Consider the following 17,514-nt stretch of genomic DNA (forward strand, 5'->3'; position numbering starts at 1 on the left):
GATGTGTATACGATGGAGGTGTCATGCTGACTGCGCGGTTGTCGCCGATTGAGGCGGTGGGAAGAGCCGAAATCCGGCGCCTTGACGAGTTTGTCCAGCCGTTGCGTGTACCGGTGGGAGCCGTTGGCGCAGTGCTCATTGCGGGGTCTATGTATGGTGCCTTGCGCTTCCATGACGGTCGGGCCCTTGGAGCCTGCGTCGGGTTCATTCTTGGCGGGCTGGGTCTGTGTTACGCGTTCGCGGGCACACTCGTCGCCGTTGTCGTCTTTCTCGCACACTGGTTGGGTCGTGGCGGAATCATCGCCTCATCGGTCCTCGCGCGCGCACGTGGCCGGGTATGGGTGTGTACGATGGTCGTAATTGTCGCTGTCGCAGTGGGAATCACAGCTTCTGGGGCGATGAGCAATCTGATTTGGACTGTCTCCAAGCTCGCTGAGCCGCTGAGAAGCGTACCCCTGTTTGTGGCTTCTCCAGATGCTGAGCAGATCCCGACTGGCCCGGTGCTTCCGGCGGGCCTGGACAGCCGTCTGCGTCAGATACCCCAGGTGTCAACGGTGATTGCCGGGCAGTACGCCTATGCCACATACGCTGGCCGGCGCATCCTGGTGCAGGGCACTATGCCTGGTGGGTTGACGGCGGGCCTGGATCGGCTCCCTGCGTCGACGCGCACCGCATTTTTCCGCGGTGATGGTGTGCTGATTTCACGGCAGTTGGCTGGAACTGCCGGCGACAGCATCACATTAGCTACGCCGAACGGGCCCAAAACTGCTCGGATCATCGGGGTGGTGGACTTTTTGACCTTCGACGCTGGAATGGTCGCGATGCCGCTGGCTGATTTGCAGAACTGGTTTTCACGACCTGGCGCGACCTACCTCGAACTGCATCTAAGACGTGGTGCGAACGTGGCTGAGACTCAGCGCGCTATAGCCTCCGTGCTGGGCAGCGGTCTTCACGTCTATGGTGGTGATGCAAGTTATTCTGCGGCGATGCGGGCCGTCGCGCAGGTGGGGGCGCTGTCGGTGGCCGTTCAGCTCATCATCGCCGTCGTAGTGACAGTGGGCATCTTCAATACGTTTTTGCTATCGGTGATCGAACGACAGAAGGAAATCGCCGTGTTTCGTGCGATTGGTGCCCGACGCGGTCTCATCTACCGCGCTACGTTGGCCGAGGCGATGACGATTGGCGTGGTGGGCGGGGTAATCGGGACGGTCATCGGTCTGCTTACTCAATTTATCGGCGTGACGGTCCTTTCCACGTCGATTGGCCTGATCATCGATTTTCGGGCTCAACCAATCTTCTGGGCGTATCCCGTTGTGGCGGTGCTGCTCTGCGCGGCGGCGGCAGTGGGTGCCGCGATGCGCGCCGGCAGGACCAATATCATCGACTCGATTGCAGACCAGTAACTCTTATGGCAGTGGGCCGATCTTTTCGGAAACCAGGGCGTTCTATTTTGCCGCGGCAGAAGACTTTTGGGCGGCGGTGACCCAACCGCGTTCGGGTCGCGCTGGCCTGTTGATGGTGTGCCGTTTGCGCGGCCCGCAGATCGTTCCTAGCGTGCGGCCCTAGGATTTAATCACTTGCGCGCGCGATGGCGAGGATCGCCAGTCGAGCGTGACGGGCAATCCACCGGATAATCCGGTGGCCCCACGAAGTACATGTCGCGGTAGCCAACCGGGCCGGAAATTGATCTCATAGCGCTGTAGAATTGCCGCCAATGTGAGCACGCCTTCGATATTGGCGAGGCGGTATCCCATGCACTTGCGCGGCCCGATGCTGAACGGTAAGAACGCATTTCGGCGGATTGAGTCGTCCAGGAATCGGCTTGGCCGAAACTTCTCGGGTTCGACCCAATACCGTGGATCGTGATGCAATCCGTAGGGGGAAAATAGGACCTGTGAGCCTGCGGGAATGAAGTAGCCGCCTATTTCGTCATCTTCTCTCGCCGTTCGTAGGTTGACCGGGGTGACGGATTGGATGCGCTGGGCCTCGTCGAAGCAGCAGCGAAGATAGGTGAGGTCTTGCAGGTGCCGGTATTCGAGGGGTTCGCCATCGAGGGCATCGACCTCGGCGCGCGCTCGGGCGAGTGCTAGTGGGTCTGCGTACAGTAAGGCCACTGACCATGCGATTGCTGCCGCTGTAGTCTCCACGCCGGCGAGCACCAAATCGAGGAGTTCTGAACGCACTCGCGCTTCGTGTGCCTGCGCAGAGCCTGTAAATGGCATGGCCAGCAACACGTCGAGGACGTCTTGGCTTTCTCGCGGCCCTTCGGCCTTGCGGCGCGTAATGAATTCGTCGAACTGGGTCAACATGAAGTGCTTTGCGGCCTCTCCTCGCGCACGAAAGGGCTTGGGAAGAGCCTGGGGTAGGAAGTAGGTGGCCATGCGCACCATCACGTAGCGCCCATAGTCCTGTGTTGAGGCGACGAACTTGTCCAACTGCTCGGTGGACAAGGGCCGGCTCAGGATCGACCGCACCAAGCCGTCGGCGACGACCACTCCGAGTTCGTGTTGCAGATCGATCACCTTTGCTGACCCGACATGTGTGGCCCAGGCTGCAACGCGTTCAGACAATCCTTGCAGTGTTTGGTCACCGACGGCGTCGAGAGCCTTCTGTCCAAAGTGCGGATTAAGCCATCGGCGTGTTCGCTTCCACTCCTCGCCTTCAAGGATTGGCAGCGCCGGGGGCTGGTCGAAGAACAGCTCACGGGTCGATTTATGTTTGGGATATCGCGTGTGATTTCGTGTCAGGATGTGTTCGATGTGGTCGGGGTGGCTGACCAGAGTCATTGTCATACCTGGCAACGGCACAGGTACGTTGGCGACATCGCCGTACCGGCGCGCGATTTCCGGCAGGAGGGTGTAGACGGGATTTGGCAGTCTGACAACGCAAGCGGCAACTTGGGCAAGGTTGGGACCGGGTGGGCGGCTGCTTGGCCGATAACTGCTCCGGCGTTTTGTCATTCCGGCGATGTATTTCATCTCAAGGTAACACCTCGTGCATATGACCAGACGTCCAACCATCGGTCGTCACGCACCAACCGTGTGGACCTGATCAGACATTGGGTGCATCGGCGATTGATTCTTTGGGGGACTGTCTGTTTCCACAGAGGACTGCGCGGGGCTAGCGGGATGGTTTTCCGTTTAAATTTGCCAGTTTCACTATTGCCGAGCGGATCTCGCCATTGCTGTCGGCACGACGCGTGACGGTTATGCCTGCACCGAATCCCGGTGCTGGTAAATGCAGCATCTTTCGCGATTGGGCTGTCAGATGAGTTACTAGTGCGACCATTTGGCAGTTGGTCGTGCAGCCCGGCTCTGGCGTGGCCGCACGAATGTGCTTGCGTGATGCACGCGTTGGTCGAGGTTACAACCTGGAAGCTTGCAGGTGGTAAAGGCTGTGTTTTACGAATGTTCTTACCCTGTGTTGGGCACGCGCCTGTCATGTGAAAGGAGATCTCCGCTCGGTGCGGGCGGACATTGCCCCGGCCGTGCGCCAGGTTCTGCTTATCCAATCGGCGTCGTCCTCGGTGATGAGGTTGCCCATTATCCGTAGACCAACTGCCATCAGTATCGATGAGCGCATGCCCAGCGGACCGAGGGTCGTGAGAAAGGTTGGGTGGGTCAACAGGCGCGCCAACCGCCGTGCCGCGGAATGGCTGCGGCCGTAGTGGTGCCGCAACACGTTAGGCCAGTGCTGCACGTCATCAGCATCGAGCAACTCGGCCGCGAGACGTCCTGATTCCAGTGCGTAGTCGATGCCTTCTCCGTTGAGCGGATTAATAAGTCCCGCTGCGTCACCGACAAGCATCCAATTGGGGCCCGCTACGCCTGTTACTGCACCGCCCATCGGCAATGCCGCCGAAAGCGGCGCTCGTACGTCACTGCTGAATCCCCACTTCTGGCGGCAAAGTGCGACATAGTCATCGAGTAGAGGCCGTAGTGCCATGTCGGCATGTCGCTTTGGAGTCGACATGGTTCCCACGCCAATGTTGACTTCTCCGTTCCCGAGAGGGAACACCCATCCGTAGCCGGGTACCGGCCTGCCGTGCCGTGAAGTGAATAAGTCGCCGCTCACCCAATCCTCGCTGTGGCGTGGTGAGGATGCGTAGCAGCGAATCGCCACGCCGTAAACCGAATCCCGACACCATACGCGCCCGAGTCTGCGCCCGAGCGTCGACCGGGCACCATCGGCGACGATTAGCCACCGACAAGGTATCTCGTCTCCGTTATTGAGTATCAGTGCTTCTACTGCGCCCGTTGAGTTATGCCGCACTGAAACAGCTTTCGTGCCGAGAATCATTTTTGCGCCCCTGCTTGCGGCGACCCGACGAATCTGATCGTCGAGTTCTCGGCGTGGAACGGCCGTGCTCGTTGAGGGAAGTGAACACGTCGGCCATGGAAGAGCACGTTGCGCGCCAAACCCGGACATCACTAAGCCGCGGTGGCATGCCCGCGTGGTGAGCCAACTGCTCATCCCGAGGCGGCGAAGTTCGGCAACTGCTCTGGGGGACAGTAGGTCACCGCATGGCTTGTCGCGTGGGAAGGTCGCCGCGTCGATGACCGTCACATCGTATCCGGCCTGGGCGGCCCATGCGCCGGCCGCCGAGCCAGCTGGACCAGCACCGACGACGACAACCTCTGTGCTCGTGGCCATCGCCGCACTATTGCATTAGGTGGCGGCTTAAGGCCAGTGGGCAAAGAACATCACGCAGCCGTGTTAAGAGTGACGTCATTTGTCCACGGGCGGAGTGGAATCGGCATCTTCAGTGACCGTTAAAGGGCGTCTCGGTTGCTCCTGGATTGCCCGGCAACGAGACTGCATTATCGCGTTTCCGCGCATCTGGGTGGGTTAGCTATGAGCAGTCCATGCGTCGATGCGCGCCAGGATGTCGGCTGTGCTTAAACCAAGCTCGCTATGGATTTGAGCGCGTGAACCCTGTTGCAGGAAGCATTGTGGCACGCCAATGTTGCGTACCGGGGTATCTATCTGTGCATCGCGCATGCGCGATGCGACGGCAGACCCGACACCGCCATGTAGTCCTGACTCCTCGACGGTGACTACTAGGTGGACATCGCTGGCGAATTTGACTACCTGGTCGGGGACAGGCTGTACCCAGCGAGGATCAACCACCACTGCGTTGGTGCCGCGGCGATGCAAGGCGGTGGCGACCTCAACGGAGATGGCTGCCATCGTGCCTACGGCAACTAGGAGGATATCCGGTGCTGGTTGATGGTAGAGAATATCCACTCCCTCAATACGTTCGAGCGCGTCGATGTCTGCGCCGACAGGTCCTTTCGGGAAGCGGATCGCGGTCGGACCGTCCTGGATGGCTAGAGCTTCGGCAAGCTGTTCACGCAAAGCGTGTCCGTCGCGTGGCGCCGAAACCCGCATACCAGGCACTACACCAAGGATCGATAGATCCCACATGCCGTTATGGCTGGCGCCGTCTGAGCCGGTGATCCCTGCGCGGTCCAAAACTAGGGTCACGGGCAGACCAAGAAGGGCGACGTCCATCATGACCTGATCAAACGCTCGATTCAGAAAGGTGGAGTAGATGGCGACTACTGGATGAAGGCCGCCAAGTGCGAGTCCGGCAGCGCAGGTTACGGCATGCTGTTCGGCGATTCCTACGTCGAACATGCGATCTGGGTATTTTGCGCCGAATTCTGCAAGACCGGTCGGGCCAGGCATAGCTGCGGTGAGGCCCACGATGTCCGGACGTTGTTCGCCCCAATGGAGCAGTTCGGCGGCGAAGATGTCGGTCCACTGTGTGGCGGCGGCCGCCGTCCTGGGTGTCCCGGTGAGAGGATCGATTGGTCCGCAGGAATGCATCCGGTCCGCCGGATCAGTCTCTGCGGGCCCAAAGCCCATGCCCTTGACCGTGACAGCGTGCACGATGACCGGACCCCCGAAGCTTTTGGCCTGTTGGAGGGCACGTTCTAGTGCGGCAATATCGTGTCCGTCGATCGGCCCCAAGTATTTAATACCTAGATCGGAGAACAGTGCTTGCGGGGCCAGCGCATCCTTTAGGGCAGCCTTAATGGCGTGGAGTAAGGCGTATAAGGGCCTTCCCAACACCGGAAATTCGGAGAGCTCACGCTTGATAGCCCTTAACGCTCTGTCCCATCCAGGTTTCGTCCTTAGCCGTGAGAGCCGCTGGGCGACACCGCCAATCGTCGGTGCATAAGATCGGCCATTGTCGTTTACCACGATCACGATGGGATGGTGGCAGTTGGTAGCGATGTTGTTGAGCGCCTCCCAGCACATCCCCCCGGTGAGCGCGCCGTCGCCCACCACCACGGCGACATGACGGTCCGACATGTTTGACAGCGTGAAGGCTTTTGCCAACCCGTCGGCGTAGGAGAGCGCGGCTGATGCGTGTGAGGATTCGATCCAATCGTGGCAACTTTCGGCACGTGAGGGGTAACCGGACAGTCCGCTCGCCGTGCGTAGATGATCGAAGCGATCACGGCGACCGGTGAGAATCTTGTGGGTGTAGGACTGATGGCCTGTGTCGAAGAGGATCGCGTCGTGGGGGGAGCGGAAGGCGCGATGCAAGGCGATGGTGAGTTCGACGACCCCGAGGTTTGGTCCCAGGTGTCCGCCGGTTACTGAGACCTTCTCAATTAGGAAAGCCCTTATCTCGGCGGCCAAGCAGGCCAAGTCGTGTGTCGTCAGTCCTTGGAGATCACACGGGTCATTGATGCGGTTCAGCAGTGTCGTCATGGCCGGTTCCCGGCCATGGCAGGAGAGTGCATCATCGGTATAGCTGTCCAACTGTCGCATACCTCCGAAGTCGCTGCGCTCCACTGTGATCCGCTCGTTGGCAGTCTTGACCCGGAAGTAGACCATTGCCTCTGGTGAGGCATCCATTCGCGTTCACCCCCGTGAGGGCGGCTAGCAGAGCTACCGATTGCGGAAGGCTGTTTGGCAGATGGTGTGCAAGAACGTAACGTGAGCGCGCGCTGCGAAGCAACCACTGGAGGGTGCCATATACCTGTCACGTCCGCTTCCTTTCGATCCGTCACAACTGTGAAATCTTCGAATGGGCGTAGGTAGGAGGCCGGGCGAGATCCGGTGCGGCATTGTCCAATTGGAACTTATTGTTTGCGATCCGGCTTCGTTGGCTTGCTCGTAACGTTAGCCATGGCGATCGATCGCGAACTTTAATACCGTGGCCAAAGCGGCCCGACCGGCGCACTCCGGAAGCGCGGCTAGCTCCTCCTCGGCACGCGTTGCATATTGGGCCACCATGTCCTTTGCCCTTCTTATCCCGTCGGAGAGGCGCAGCAGGGCGAGGCATTCGGCGAGTTTGTCATCGGAATCGACTGGTGTGGCTAGGAGGTTGCGCAGCCGCTCAGCGGCCGGGCCCTCTTCTTGGAGGGCATAAAGCACGGGAAGCGTATGTACACCCTCCCGTAGATCAGTCCCTACGAGCTTTCCGGATGTTTCTGGGTCAGAGTCGATGTCGATGATGTCGTCGGTGATTTGGAACGCAGTACCGATCAAACCACCCAAGCGTTCGAGGCGCTCTACTTGATCGTGTCCAGCGCCAGAGAAGGTGGCCCCGAATCGCCCCGCTGCGGCGATCAGGCACGCTGTCTTCTCATGCACTACCTTCAGGTAGTACTCGATGTCGTTGATTCGATCGGCCGTACCACGTGTTTCACGGATCTGGCCGGTGACGAGTTGGGCAAACGTGTCGGCAATGATTGTGACGGCTTCAGGGCCCAAGCGTGCAACCAGACGTGACGCGGTCGCAAAGAGGTAGTCGCCGGCGAGGATCGCAATCCGATTGCCCCAGAGTGTATTTACGGTCGGTACTGTCCGGCGCATTCTCGCTTCGTCCATCACGTCGTCGTGGTGAAGCGTTGCCAGATGGACCAATTCGATGACGGCTCCGGCCGTTGTTACCTGCCAGGCATCTGGGTCTGGCCCTAGTTGAGCGGACAACACGGTAAACAGAGGCCGAAATCGCTTGCCACCCGCTCGAAAGAGGTGAAGGACTGCGTCGCGCAGAAGCACATCACCGTTTGTAAGTTCGCCCTCGATGAGGTCTTCGATGCGGGCGACGCCGTCGTGGACATTCAAGGCGACAACCGGGTCATCGAATTCGACTCCCGCTACCACCGTTACCGGTATGTTCACGCGGTCAACATACTTGCTCGCCGGCGAGCGCGAAATCCCGTTATCGCTACCCGCGTTGGTGCGCGATGGATGCGGCGCCGGCCGCTTACCTCTGGCGTGTCATGTACAACTGCGGAGCGTGTGCAGTTGTACGGCCTCGTCATCGTGGGCGGAAATCTGGACATGGTTGGATGGCCCGAAAGCGAGGCTCTGCCGCATCTAATGCGACGGCTTAAAACATACCTGGTGCGCAATGCATACGTTGTATTTGACTTAAACAACGGCGGTGCGGACGAAGCATAAGTAGAGTCTTAGACTATCGTCGGTGCGGTGGGTGGTCGACGAAGGCTCGATTGGTCAGCGAAGCAATGCGCTTATTTGCTGAGCAGGGGTACCGCGCGACCAGCATTACCCAGATCGAAAAGGCGGCCAGATGAGCGGCGCCGGGAGATGGATGACTTCACGGTCTTGTTCGATGGTCAAGGCGAACCGCACACAGAATTGACGTTGCTGTGTCGCTACCTGTTGGGCGTCTTTTAGTAGGGAGAGCGAATTCCTCCGTGTCGCAGCTCGAACACCGGCCGACGTGTCGCCCCGTCTTAACGACCCCTACGCCGCGCTCATCACCAGCCTGCGCTCGCAGCTCGCGGCGGGGTTCAGGGGGTGCGCTGTGCAAATTTCTGATTCTGATGCGCGAAGACTCGCGAGTGTCGGAATCACCGCACTGCTTGGCAGACAGCTTGAACAGACCGTTCTTCCGGTGGTGCCTGACGACACCACCAGCGACGACTACATCCTTGAATGGACGGCGTTGCTCGCTGGACGGATTGAATCAATTTCCTAGTGCCAGCGCGCCTCATCATGTTTGATGTCGGCCGATAGCGGTCCGAAATCCTCGGGCGAGCGGCCACCCTTGGTTGAACCAATCAACCCAGCGCCTCCCACCCGGGAAGGAGTGGGCAGCCGAATTGTGCCGGCGCAACAGCGCCTTTGTGCACATCAATTCGGCGTGGCTCCAGTCCGACTACCTTCCACTCAGTGAGTTTCGAGCGCGAGTTCCACAAGCGGTCATCGGCAACTAGGACTGCGGTAAGCCGCTCGATCAGTATCGGGCGACTGTCGAACGGCAGAGCCGGTGGGATCCAAAGCACGTGCGGCGGTTATCTATCGGGGTACGCTTCGACTGCACATTTCGAAACGGCGTCCCCGAAGGTGCACGGCTGCGTCTGAAAGGCAAGTTGGCTATACCTGGAAAGCTTTTGCCTATATCCAGCCCGCATACATTAGCCCAAAGACACCGAGAAAGACTATGGCGCAGAGACCGACTATTGAGAGGCCACGCCAAATCGCTCGTTGGTCGTGTTGGCGATGGAGCAGGATGTGGTAGAGCGTCATCATGATTAGCCCGCCCGTGACTTGGATCGGTAGCATCCGGCGCGGAACAATCGAATCCATGCTATCGAGGGCCGTCGTGACGAGAAAAACGACGACATTGCCGCCAAACCCGATCCAGTAAGCCTTATCCCGGCCGAGCCGAACTGCGACCGTCTGTACACCGTTGGCCCTGTCTGTTTCGTAGTCGCTGATCGTGGCCGGTATGTAGATTGCAACGATGGAGGCGACGCCGAGCACAGGTATCGCCCACGGCAACTCAGCGAGCGGTTTGGCTGCGGCCCATCCCAGGGCTGGCGCGAAGGCCCCTACTGCGATGGCGCAGGCGAAGGTGTCCAACCCGGGGCGATTCTTCAGGCGTAGCGGGGGTGCACTGTAGGCCCAACCGATGAACAGCCATGCCGCGGCGACAATAACAAAATCACGTCCGCAGGCTACTGCTCCGACGATCGCCAACATCGCGGAGAGCGCCGCGATCGTGCGCGCCGCCCGAGGCGAGATCCATCCTCTGACGAGTGGGGATTTCTGTCGTCGAGGGTTGTCACGGTCGGCAGGCAAGTCGTAGATATCGTTGAGAAGGAAGCTGAACAACCAGCACATTGACCCGGTAACGCTGAGGACGATCAGCATGCGCCAATTTTCCGACCAGCATCTGTGCACATCGAACGAGACGCACCCAGCGGGTACTATCTGCCTCGTGGCAATGACGTAGCCGAGGTAGAACGGCGGAATGGCCGCACCCCAAATCCAAGGGCGCATCACCATGACGACACCGATAGGTAATCGGCTCAGCTGCTTGTACTTCTGTAAGGACGCCTGCTGAATCATCAGCTTCGCTCCTGAATCGTTTTAAGCGGTTAAGACAACGCGCACTGGTGCGGCACAATGAACGTTGATCATGCCGGACAGTCTCCGCGATCCCAAATAATCGCCTTACCAACGGCTTTCACCCGCGCGGTGGCCCAGTTGGCTGGGGATATGCCCCGATTCGGGCAGCTACGGGTCATTCAGCTTCGGTGCGCTCACCATCCCTGTCCAACCGACCAAAGTCTGCAGTTGGACGCCGCGAGAAGACGTCGGGCCCTGAGGCGGCGTGAAGTGTGGGCGTCGACAATTCCTCATCGTCAGAGGCGCACACAAACTCTGATCCATTAGACAGCCGCCTCGAGTCGTCATGCGCACAACGTGACCCGTTGCTAGATCACGGTTTTCGATTGATGATGTCTTGACTGTTGGCTTTCGGTCGTCGAGGCCGGACGCTGGTCGAATGCAGCGTGGCTGTGCGGCAAGGCGCAAGTGGTTCAACTCCGTTGGGCAGCAGAGAAACCGGGAAGGGTTGTTATCATCACTACCCTCGACAACACAGAATCGGAAGCCGTCCTTCGGCCCGCTTCCCCTGCGCACGTGCCAGATATCCAGGCCATCATCGTTGGCGCCGGATTTAGCGGGCTGGGCGCCGCTATCCAACTTAGCAAGATCGGCATCGACGATTTCATCATTCTCGAGCGTTTTGATGGCGTCGGTGGTGCGTGGTATGCCAACCGATATCCAGGGATAGCTGTCGACACAACAGCGCCAACTTACTCGTATTCCTTTGCCCCCAACCCAGATTGGTCTCGGCTGTACGCCCCGGGGGCGGAGATTCAACAATACGCTGATCGCATTACCCGCGATTACCAATTGCGTAACCGTATTCGGTTTAACATCACGGTGTCTGCTGCTAGATGGGACGAGAAGCAACAACTCTGGCGCGTCTCGACGCACGCAGGCGTGTCAATGACATGTCGGATTCTGATCATTGCGACGGGCCTGCTGTCGCAGGTCAAGGAACCCGATATCGCGGGGCTGAGCTCGTTTCAAGGCAAGGTATTGCATACCGCGGCGTGGGACGGCGAGTACGACCCCACCGGCGCACAGATCGCCTTGATAGGAACCGGTGCTACCGCGGTGCAACTCTTGCCGGAGATTGCTGCGAAAGCGGCGCGCGTGGATGTTTATCAACGTCGCCCCATTTGGGTGGCGCCAAAGATCGACTTTCCGTTCCCTCGATTCATCCGCGCGCTATTCAGGGCGTTCCCTCTGACTCAAAAGGTAATTAGACACCTTAGCGCCGCCGTAAATGAAGTGCTGGCGTTGGCGTTTCTTGTGCATCGGTACTTTCCCGTTGGGATCCAGGCTTGCCAGGCGTTATGCAAGGTGCACCTTTGGCTACAGGTACGTAGCCCTGAGGTACGAGCGAAACTTACGCCAGACTACACATTTTGGTGCAAACGTCCTACCTTCTCTAACGCTTACCTGCGCGCATTCAATCGTAGTCACGTCAAGCTGATCACCACGCCGATCGAAAGTGTGGTCGCGGAAGGTGTCGTCACCAGTGACGGCGTCACACGCCCAATAGACACATTGATTCTTGCAACAGGTTTCGCTCTACAAGAGCGGGGGAATTTTCCACCTTTCCCTGTGGTTGGCGCACATCACATTGAGATGGGGGAGGCTTTTCATCAGCATGGCTATGACTCGTATGAGGGCATTACAGTAGCCGGATTTCCTAATCTTTTTTATCTCAGCGGGCCATTCTCCTTCGCCGGGCTGTCTTACTTTTTTGCGGTCGAGTCACAAATGACCCATATACGGCGAGTACTTCTTGAGATGCGTAGGTGTGATGCAGCGACGTTCGAAGTGAAAGCAGCCGCCCAGCAACGATTTGTCACGGAGATGGAGAAGTTGCTAGGTGCCAGTGTGTGGAGGGACGGGCGCTGCCAGACGGCGAACAGTTATTACTTCAACGAGCATGGACTTCCTCGGCTTGTACGTGTCAGGCCCACCGTCCAAGCGCGTTGGCGTGATCGCCGGTTCCCCATGGCTGACTATGAATTCGGGCCTCGTGCTGCCTCTTTCGTTGCTCGAAGCGCAACAGAATGATGTCCCGCGCCGGGGCACTAGGCATCGCCTCACGATGCAGTTGCCGGGGAGGGGCACTACGCCCCGGAGGATACACCTCCAATCCTCACGGTCGCGGAGGCGTTGAAGTACCTTTCGACAAGGTGGCGAGGGAGGGCATGTGGTGGGCCTAGCGCTTCAGCACGATGAAATCGTATTGCGTCTCGTCGCCAGTGTGGCCCCGATGGCCATTGTTTGTCTTTTTCTTCTCTGGTTGAGGCCGACTCGGCGTGTCCTCTGCGGGGTGATTCTCGCGACTGTTTGGGCCTGCGTAACAATCTTGATCGTCAATGTGGTGGCCATTGCCGTGGGATGGTGGTCATTCGGTGCCAACGGTCAGATTGCGGGGGTGCCAGTAGACCTCATCTTCGGATGGGCGCTGCTGTGGGGCACTACGCCATCGATCGTGGCGTCTCGATTTCCGAGTGTGCGACTGATTCCCACTCTCATCGCCACAGTGATAACCATGGTGACGATAGATGCGCTGTTTATGGGTCGCTTCGAACCGGTCGTCACGTTGCATAAGAGCTGGCTGATTGGGGAACTTGTCAATGTGTTGGTAGTGCTATTGCCCGCAACGACTCTCGGAATCGCGACCGCCCGTGACAGTTACCTGTACTTGCGGGTGGCGATCCAGGTAGTTGGTTTCACCTTGTTGATGGGGTACGTGGTCCCGACGATTGTGTTCAGCGTCGACGGAGGAGGCTGGACTTCGCTGGTGCATCGACACTTTTGGGCGTGGGTTGCTTGTGGTGTATTCGTAGTATTGGGCGGAGCTATTGGTCTGCAAGCGGTCGCAGAGTGCGCGATCAGCGGCCGGGGGACGCCAGTACCGTTTGACCCACCGAAACATCTTGTATGCTCGGGGCCTTTCGCCTATGTCAGTAATCCCATGCAGCTCGGTGGTTCAGCGGTGGTGTTTACATGGGGTTTGATGATTGGCGACGGTTGGGTCCTCGCAACATTATTGCTTTTGTTTGGCATCGTTATGTTGATGTCAACATTGACTGAGCACCGAGAGCTCACAGAGCGATTCGGAGCAGAATTCGCCATGTATCGTGGTCAGGTACGAGCATGGTGGGTGAATTGGCGGCCATGCTGCGTGTCGGTTGATCCGGATCAGTGCGCGGTGCTGACGGTTTCACCAGGCGTGATCTCGTCTATCGTGTGTGCGTTCTTATCGCGACTTGCGCTGGGTGGGTTGCGGTATGTCGTTGGGCCGGAGCGGGTTCCGGTACGTAGCGGGGTTTTTATCTACGAGTCGCTGGTTGTGAGGGCTATTGGTGTAGCGGCATTGCTAAGGGCATTGGATCACGCGAACCTGGCGCTGGCCCTTCTTGGGTGGATTTTCAAGTGTGGTCCGGCTGGGTTGCCGCAATGGTCATGTCGGACGACCATCACTAATAGGGAAGAGCCGGCGAACGAATCGAAAGCTAGTTATGGGTATAGTCTTTCGCCGTAGTGTCGTCGGTAGCCGGATGCGCTTTGCGCGGATTTTGCATGGTTGAACTTGGGAGATCGTGGTGGCGTTACGCTTCGACATAACGAGGGTCTGCCCTCCGCTGGTCTGGTGGCTGTATGACCAGGTGATTGCTGATCGGGTGGACGGCCTCAGCGCTGCTTTCATCGAGGAGTTGGCCGACGTCATGCCGAATGAGTCGGCAATCCTTGATGTCGGTTGCGGCGGTGGCCAATTCGCGATCGCGCTGGCGCGGCGCAATCCGCAATGGTGTGTCGTCGGCGTGGACGTTGATAGCGGCCAAGTCCGACGTGCTAGCCGCCGTGCACGAGCGCAATCGCATCCGGTGCGCTTTCAGCAGGCTAGCGCAGAAGATTTGCCGTTTAGGTCTGAATCATTTGATGCGGTAGTGAGTGTGGGATCGCTCAAACACTGGGCGGTCCCACAATTGGGCATGGCTGAGATGACCCGCGTGCTCAGGTCCGGTGGTCAGTTGCGTGTAGTCGAAGCATCTCTCGGTTGTAGCCTGGCGGATTCGCGTAAGACCGTCGAGTGCCTGCGGTACCCGCGTCTTCTGCAGGGAGTCGGTGCGCATTTCTTTCGCACCTGCGTTGCGGGGGCGGCCATCAGCGTGGACGAGGCGGGCGATTTAACCCAAGATTTGCAGTTGGAGGGTGTCACGGTCGGCTTGATTGCAGAAGCGCCGGCGTTTTGGCGGATTGCGGCCCGAAAGCTGCCCGCATGTTCAAAGAGCGTCGTTTAGTCAGCGACATAGCATCTCTCCCAGGCGGATTCCGGCGTCTAGGGTGCGTGTTTGTGATGCTCTGCTGACCAATGCCCGCAATACGGAAGGGGCCAGTCGCCGCAGCGCGTAAACGGCGTAGGCTTCTGGTCGGACAAGCGTTAGAGCCCGATTGCGAAGGACGGCCGTTTCGATTGCTTGTGCGACCTTGTCGGGGCCTGCCAGAAGACCCAGTGAGTGAAACCGATCGGTGATGGTGACTGCGACCTGAGTTCGGCGGCGTGCTGCTCCCGCTGCGATAGTGGGATGAGTGGCAGTGGCGAACATATCGGTCTTGATGACTCCTGGGCAAATCACGCTGACGCCTATTTGGTGAGTGGCCAATTCAGCGCGCAGACAGTCGGACAGCATCTTTACGGCTGCTTTGGTGGTGGCGTACAACGCAAGGTTCTGGGTTGGCATGAATCCCGCTGCGGATCCGACGTTTACGATGTGTCCGGGCTTGTGCGCGGCGATCATCTGATGGGCGAAGATTCGGCTGCCATGCACTACGCCGAGTAGGTTTGTTCCGACGATGCGGTTCCAATCGGCCTCTGTTGTGTCGATGATTTCCCCGACGACCCCGATACCCGCGTTATTGATTACAACATCGCAGATGCCGTGCTCCTCGCGTACGCGTTCGGCGAATTGTCCGTAGGCCTCAGGGTCGGTAACGTCCAAGGTGTAGGCGAAGGCATTGCCTCCGGCAGCGCTGATCATGGCAGCGGTCTCGGCGGCAGCGCGGCCGTTGATGTCGCTGACGATTATCCGTGCGCCCGTGCGTCCGAAGCGGACTGCGGTCGCACGTCCGATGCCGCTCCCAGCGCCAGTGACCGCGAGGAGTCGGATGTCTTTCTTGTTCACGATTCCGGCCGTTGTAGGCAGTGACCCATCAGCTCGGCCAGCTGGCCTGGGCTGACATTTAGAAGAGTCCGTGTCGACGTCGGCCAGGCGCTCGAAAGTGTTCGCCGCTGCTGGACTTAGGCGCGAGAGCGCATAGCTGATATGCGCTCTCGCGGTGACGGGCTGAATCGCCCGTTTGTTGGTTAGTGATCGCACAGCGGCCGTCGCCACCGTTTCCGGGTATCGCCGTGAGTGAGCGGTCGGTTGTCGTGGGCGCGTGGACTCGGTGCCGGGTAGCCGGCTGGCGTCCGCGCGAGTGAGGTTGAGGGCAGGGCAGACGGCGGTCACGTCGATGTGGTGTTGGCGCAATTCCATTCGCAGAGATTCGCTAAACATCAACACCGCGGCGTGGACGGTGCAATACGGCGCGTTGAGCGGAACGGGAACGTATCCGCCCGAGGAAGCGACGTTGATGATGTGACCTCGTGTCCGTGCTGTGATCATCATGTGCGCGAAAAGTCGGGAGCTGGTGACGATGCCATAAAGGTTCGTGGCGACGAGGTCGGCCCACTGCGCGGCGTCGAAGTCGATGAAGGGCGCAGCAGCGTTGATGACTGTGTTGTTGACTAGCACGCGCGGTACGCCGTGACGGCGATAGACGTTGTCTGCGAACCTATTCCAGGTGTAAGGGTCGGTCGCGTCGAGTCCGTGAGCTTCGCAGCGACCTCCCTCTGAAGTGAGCAAGTCTGCTGTGGTTGCGGCCGCCGGTAAATCGTAATCAGCCGCGATCACCGTCGCTCCCTGGCGGCTGAACTCCCTAGCGGTGGCTCTGCCTATTCGGCTGCCTGCCGCGGTGATGACCACAACGTGTCGTTGTATTTGCATGGCCTTCGATCGCTAACGCTGTTGATGGTGTTGCCGGTCGAGTGTTGTGTTGACTCTGATGGGGCAGATCGACCGCGATTTCTTCGTCGAGCAAAAAGGTCGCAGCCATCAGGGTGGAAGGTTTGCAGGAGAGAAGATCTGGCGCACTTGATTATGCGGCTGGCGATGGGGAACGCGAAACGTCGAGCACTTACGTGGGTGCGGGGACGAACTCGGCTAACGTATTAGCGCGACGGCATTGTCCGGATACGTGGCAATGTCGTTGGTGCATCTACGGGCGTTTCGCATAAAGTCCCGCGTCGTTACGCTGGCCTAGCACGTATGCAGCCTTCCTACGCTGTGGCAATTCTGCAGAATTCGGGCCGAGACCTTATCGGACTGGTCTCCCAGCGGTCTTCAGTCTTCAGCGCTTGCCCGGCGGGCGCGCGCCGCGTGCGATGCCCAGTCCCTTGACCGGCGCCGCGGGTGCCTTAGCTTCTTCCTTGGTCGCCGTCTCGGCTGCGGGGGCCGCCTCGGCGGTCGCCTCGGCCTGGGGCGCGTCGGCCTTAGGGGCCGCCGGTGCGGCCTTCTTGGCGCCGGGCCGCTTGGCGCCCGCGGCCAGGCCAAGCCCCTTCACCGGCGCGGCCGGTGCCTTGGCTTCGCCGCCGGCCTCGTCCGGTGCCTCGGCCTTGGCGGTCTCGGCCGCCGGTGCGGCCTTCTTTGCGCCCGGCTTCTTGGCGCCGCCGGCGATGCCCAGCCCCTTGACGGGGGCGGCCGCCTGCGTCGTGGTCTCGCCGGCGGGTTCGGCCGCAGCCTTCTTCGCGTCGGGCTTCTTGGCGCCGCCGGCGATGCCCAGGCCCTTGACCGGAGCCGCGGGGGCCTCGGACTTCGGGGCGGCCTCGGCCTGGGCGGGTGCCTCCTCGGCCGGCGCCTCGGCGGGCGCGGTCGCCGTGGCGGTCGAGGCCTTGGGCGCTGCAGCCGCCCGCGCTTCGGCCCTTTCGGAGGCCTCCTTGGCGGCCGTGCCCTTCTCGGGCAGCGTCGCCTTGTCGTACTCGAGGGACCCGAGCAGGATCTGCGCGACGTCGAGCACCTCGACACCGCTGCGACC

At 59.7% G+C, this 17,514-nt stretch carries 12 protein-coding genes and 1 pseudogene; 5 read left to right on the top strand and 8 right to left on the bottom strand.

The window, feature by feature from the left end; genetic code table 11:
* The coding region (locus A5782_RS26770; protein WP_231986637.1) for a hypothetical protein at window positions 1-278 on the bottom strand (278 nt) is incomplete at its 3' end.
* Window positions 279-398: 120 nt separating this feature from the next.
* Here A5782_RS26770 and A5782_RS10180 point away from each other — a divergent pair.
* Window positions 399-1,403: an ABC transporter permease gene (locus A5782_RS10180; RefSeq protein ID WP_197694185.1), complete on the top strand. Its 1,005-nt coding sequence runs from the start codon at window positions 399-401 to the stop codon at window positions 1,401-1,403.
* A gap of 159 nt (window positions 1,404-1,562) precedes the next feature.
* Here A5782_RS10180 and A5782_RS10185 read toward each other — a convergent pair whose 3' ends face one another.
* From A5782_RS10185 to A5782_RS10200, 4 genes are all read right to left on the bottom strand, one after another.
* Window positions 1,563-2,978 carry a cytochrome P450 gene (locus A5782_RS10185; protein WP_231986638.1) on the bottom strand — a complete coding sequence of 472 codons (1,416 nt, stop codon included), beginning with the start codon at window positions 2,976-2,978 and terminating at the stop codon, window positions 1,563-1,565.
* Window positions 2,979-3,438: 460 nt separating this feature from the next.
* Complete coding sequence (locus tag A5782_RS10190; protein ID WP_067098937.1) at window positions 3,439-4,653, bottom strand: geranylgeranyl reductase family protein; 1,215 nt, start codon at window positions 4,651-4,653, stop codon at window positions 3,439-3,441.
* Between the two features lie 195 nt (window positions 4,654-4,848).
* Window positions 4,849-6,726, bottom strand: coding sequence for a 1-deoxy-D-xylulose-5-phosphate synthase (gene dxs, locus A5782_RS10195; protein WP_067098967.1), 1,878 nt, complete (start codon window positions 6,724-6,726; stop codon window positions 4,849-4,851).
* A gap of 414 nt (window positions 6,727-7,140) precedes the next feature.
* Window positions 7,141-8,148 carry a polyprenyl synthetase family protein gene (locus tag A5782_RS10200; RefSeq protein ID WP_197694186.1) on the bottom strand — a complete coding sequence of 336 codons (1,008 nt, stop codon included), beginning with the start codon at window positions 8,146-8,148 and terminating at the stop codon, window positions 7,141-7,143.
* A 347-nt stretch (window positions 8,149-8,495) separates the two neighbouring features.
* Between A5782_RS10200 and A5782_RS25340 the strand changes: the two genes are divergently transcribed.
* Complete coding sequence (locus A5782_RS25340; protein WP_082942865.1) at window positions 8,496-8,564, top strand: TetR family transcriptional regulator; 69 nt, start codon at window positions 8,496-8,498, stop codon at window positions 8,562-8,564.
* A gap of 826 nt (window positions 8,565-9,390) precedes the next feature.
* Here the strand turns inward: A5782_RS25340 and A5782_RS10210 are convergent.
* Entirely contained in the window at window positions 9,391-10,347 is a 957-nt protein-coding gene (locus A5782_RS10210) for a UbiA prenyltransferase family protein (protein WP_067098943.1), read from the bottom strand.
* A gap of 576 nt (window positions 10,348-10,923) precedes the next feature.
* Between A5782_RS10210 and A5782_RS10215 the strand changes: the two genes are divergently transcribed.
* From A5782_RS10215 to A5782_RS25350, 3 genes are all read left to right on the top strand, one after another.
* The gene (locus tag A5782_RS10215; protein WP_067098946.1) at window positions 10,924-12,441 is read left to right on the top strand and encodes an NAD(P)/FAD-dependent oxidoreductase; all 1,518 of its coding nucleotides are present in this window, start codon (window positions 10,924-10,926) and stop codon (window positions 12,439-12,441) included.
* 139 nt (window positions 12,442-12,580) lie between these two features.
* On the top strand, window positions 12,581-13,921 hold the full coding sequence (locus A5782_RS10220) for an isoprenylcysteine carboxylmethyltransferase family protein (protein ID WP_067098949.1): 1,341 nt from the start codon (window positions 12,581-12,583) through the stop codon (window positions 13,919-13,921).
* Between the two features lie 61 nt (window positions 13,922-13,982).
* Window positions 13,983-14,681: a class I SAM-dependent methyltransferase gene (locus A5782_RS25350; protein WP_197694187.1), complete on the top strand. Its 699-nt coding sequence runs from the start codon at window positions 13,983-13,985 to the stop codon at window positions 14,679-14,681.
* On the opposite strand, the gene A5782_RS25355 is transcribed toward A5782_RS25350, so the two are convergent.
* Together A5782_RS25355 and A5782_RS10240 are read right to left on the bottom strand one after the other, a co-directional pair.
* Window positions 14,682-16,427 carry an SDR family NAD(P)-dependent oxidoreductase gene (locus A5782_RS25355; RefSeq protein WP_082942863.1) on the bottom strand — a complete coding sequence of 582 codons (1,746 nt, stop codon included), beginning with the start codon at window positions 16,425-16,427 and terminating at the stop codon, window positions 14,682-14,684. It abuts the gene before it with no gap.
* A gap of 403 nt (window positions 16,428-16,830) precedes the next feature.
* A pseudogene (locus A5782_RS10240) lies at window positions 16,831-17,514 on the bottom strand (FeS-binding protein); the annotation flags it as partial.

The sequence above is a fragment of the Mycobacterium sp. 852002-40037_SCH5390672 genome (genome assembly GCF_001665875.1).
In the GTDB taxonomy this organism is placed as follows: domain Bacteria; phylum Actinomycetota; class Actinomycetes; order Mycobacteriales; family Mycobacteriaceae; genus Mycobacterium.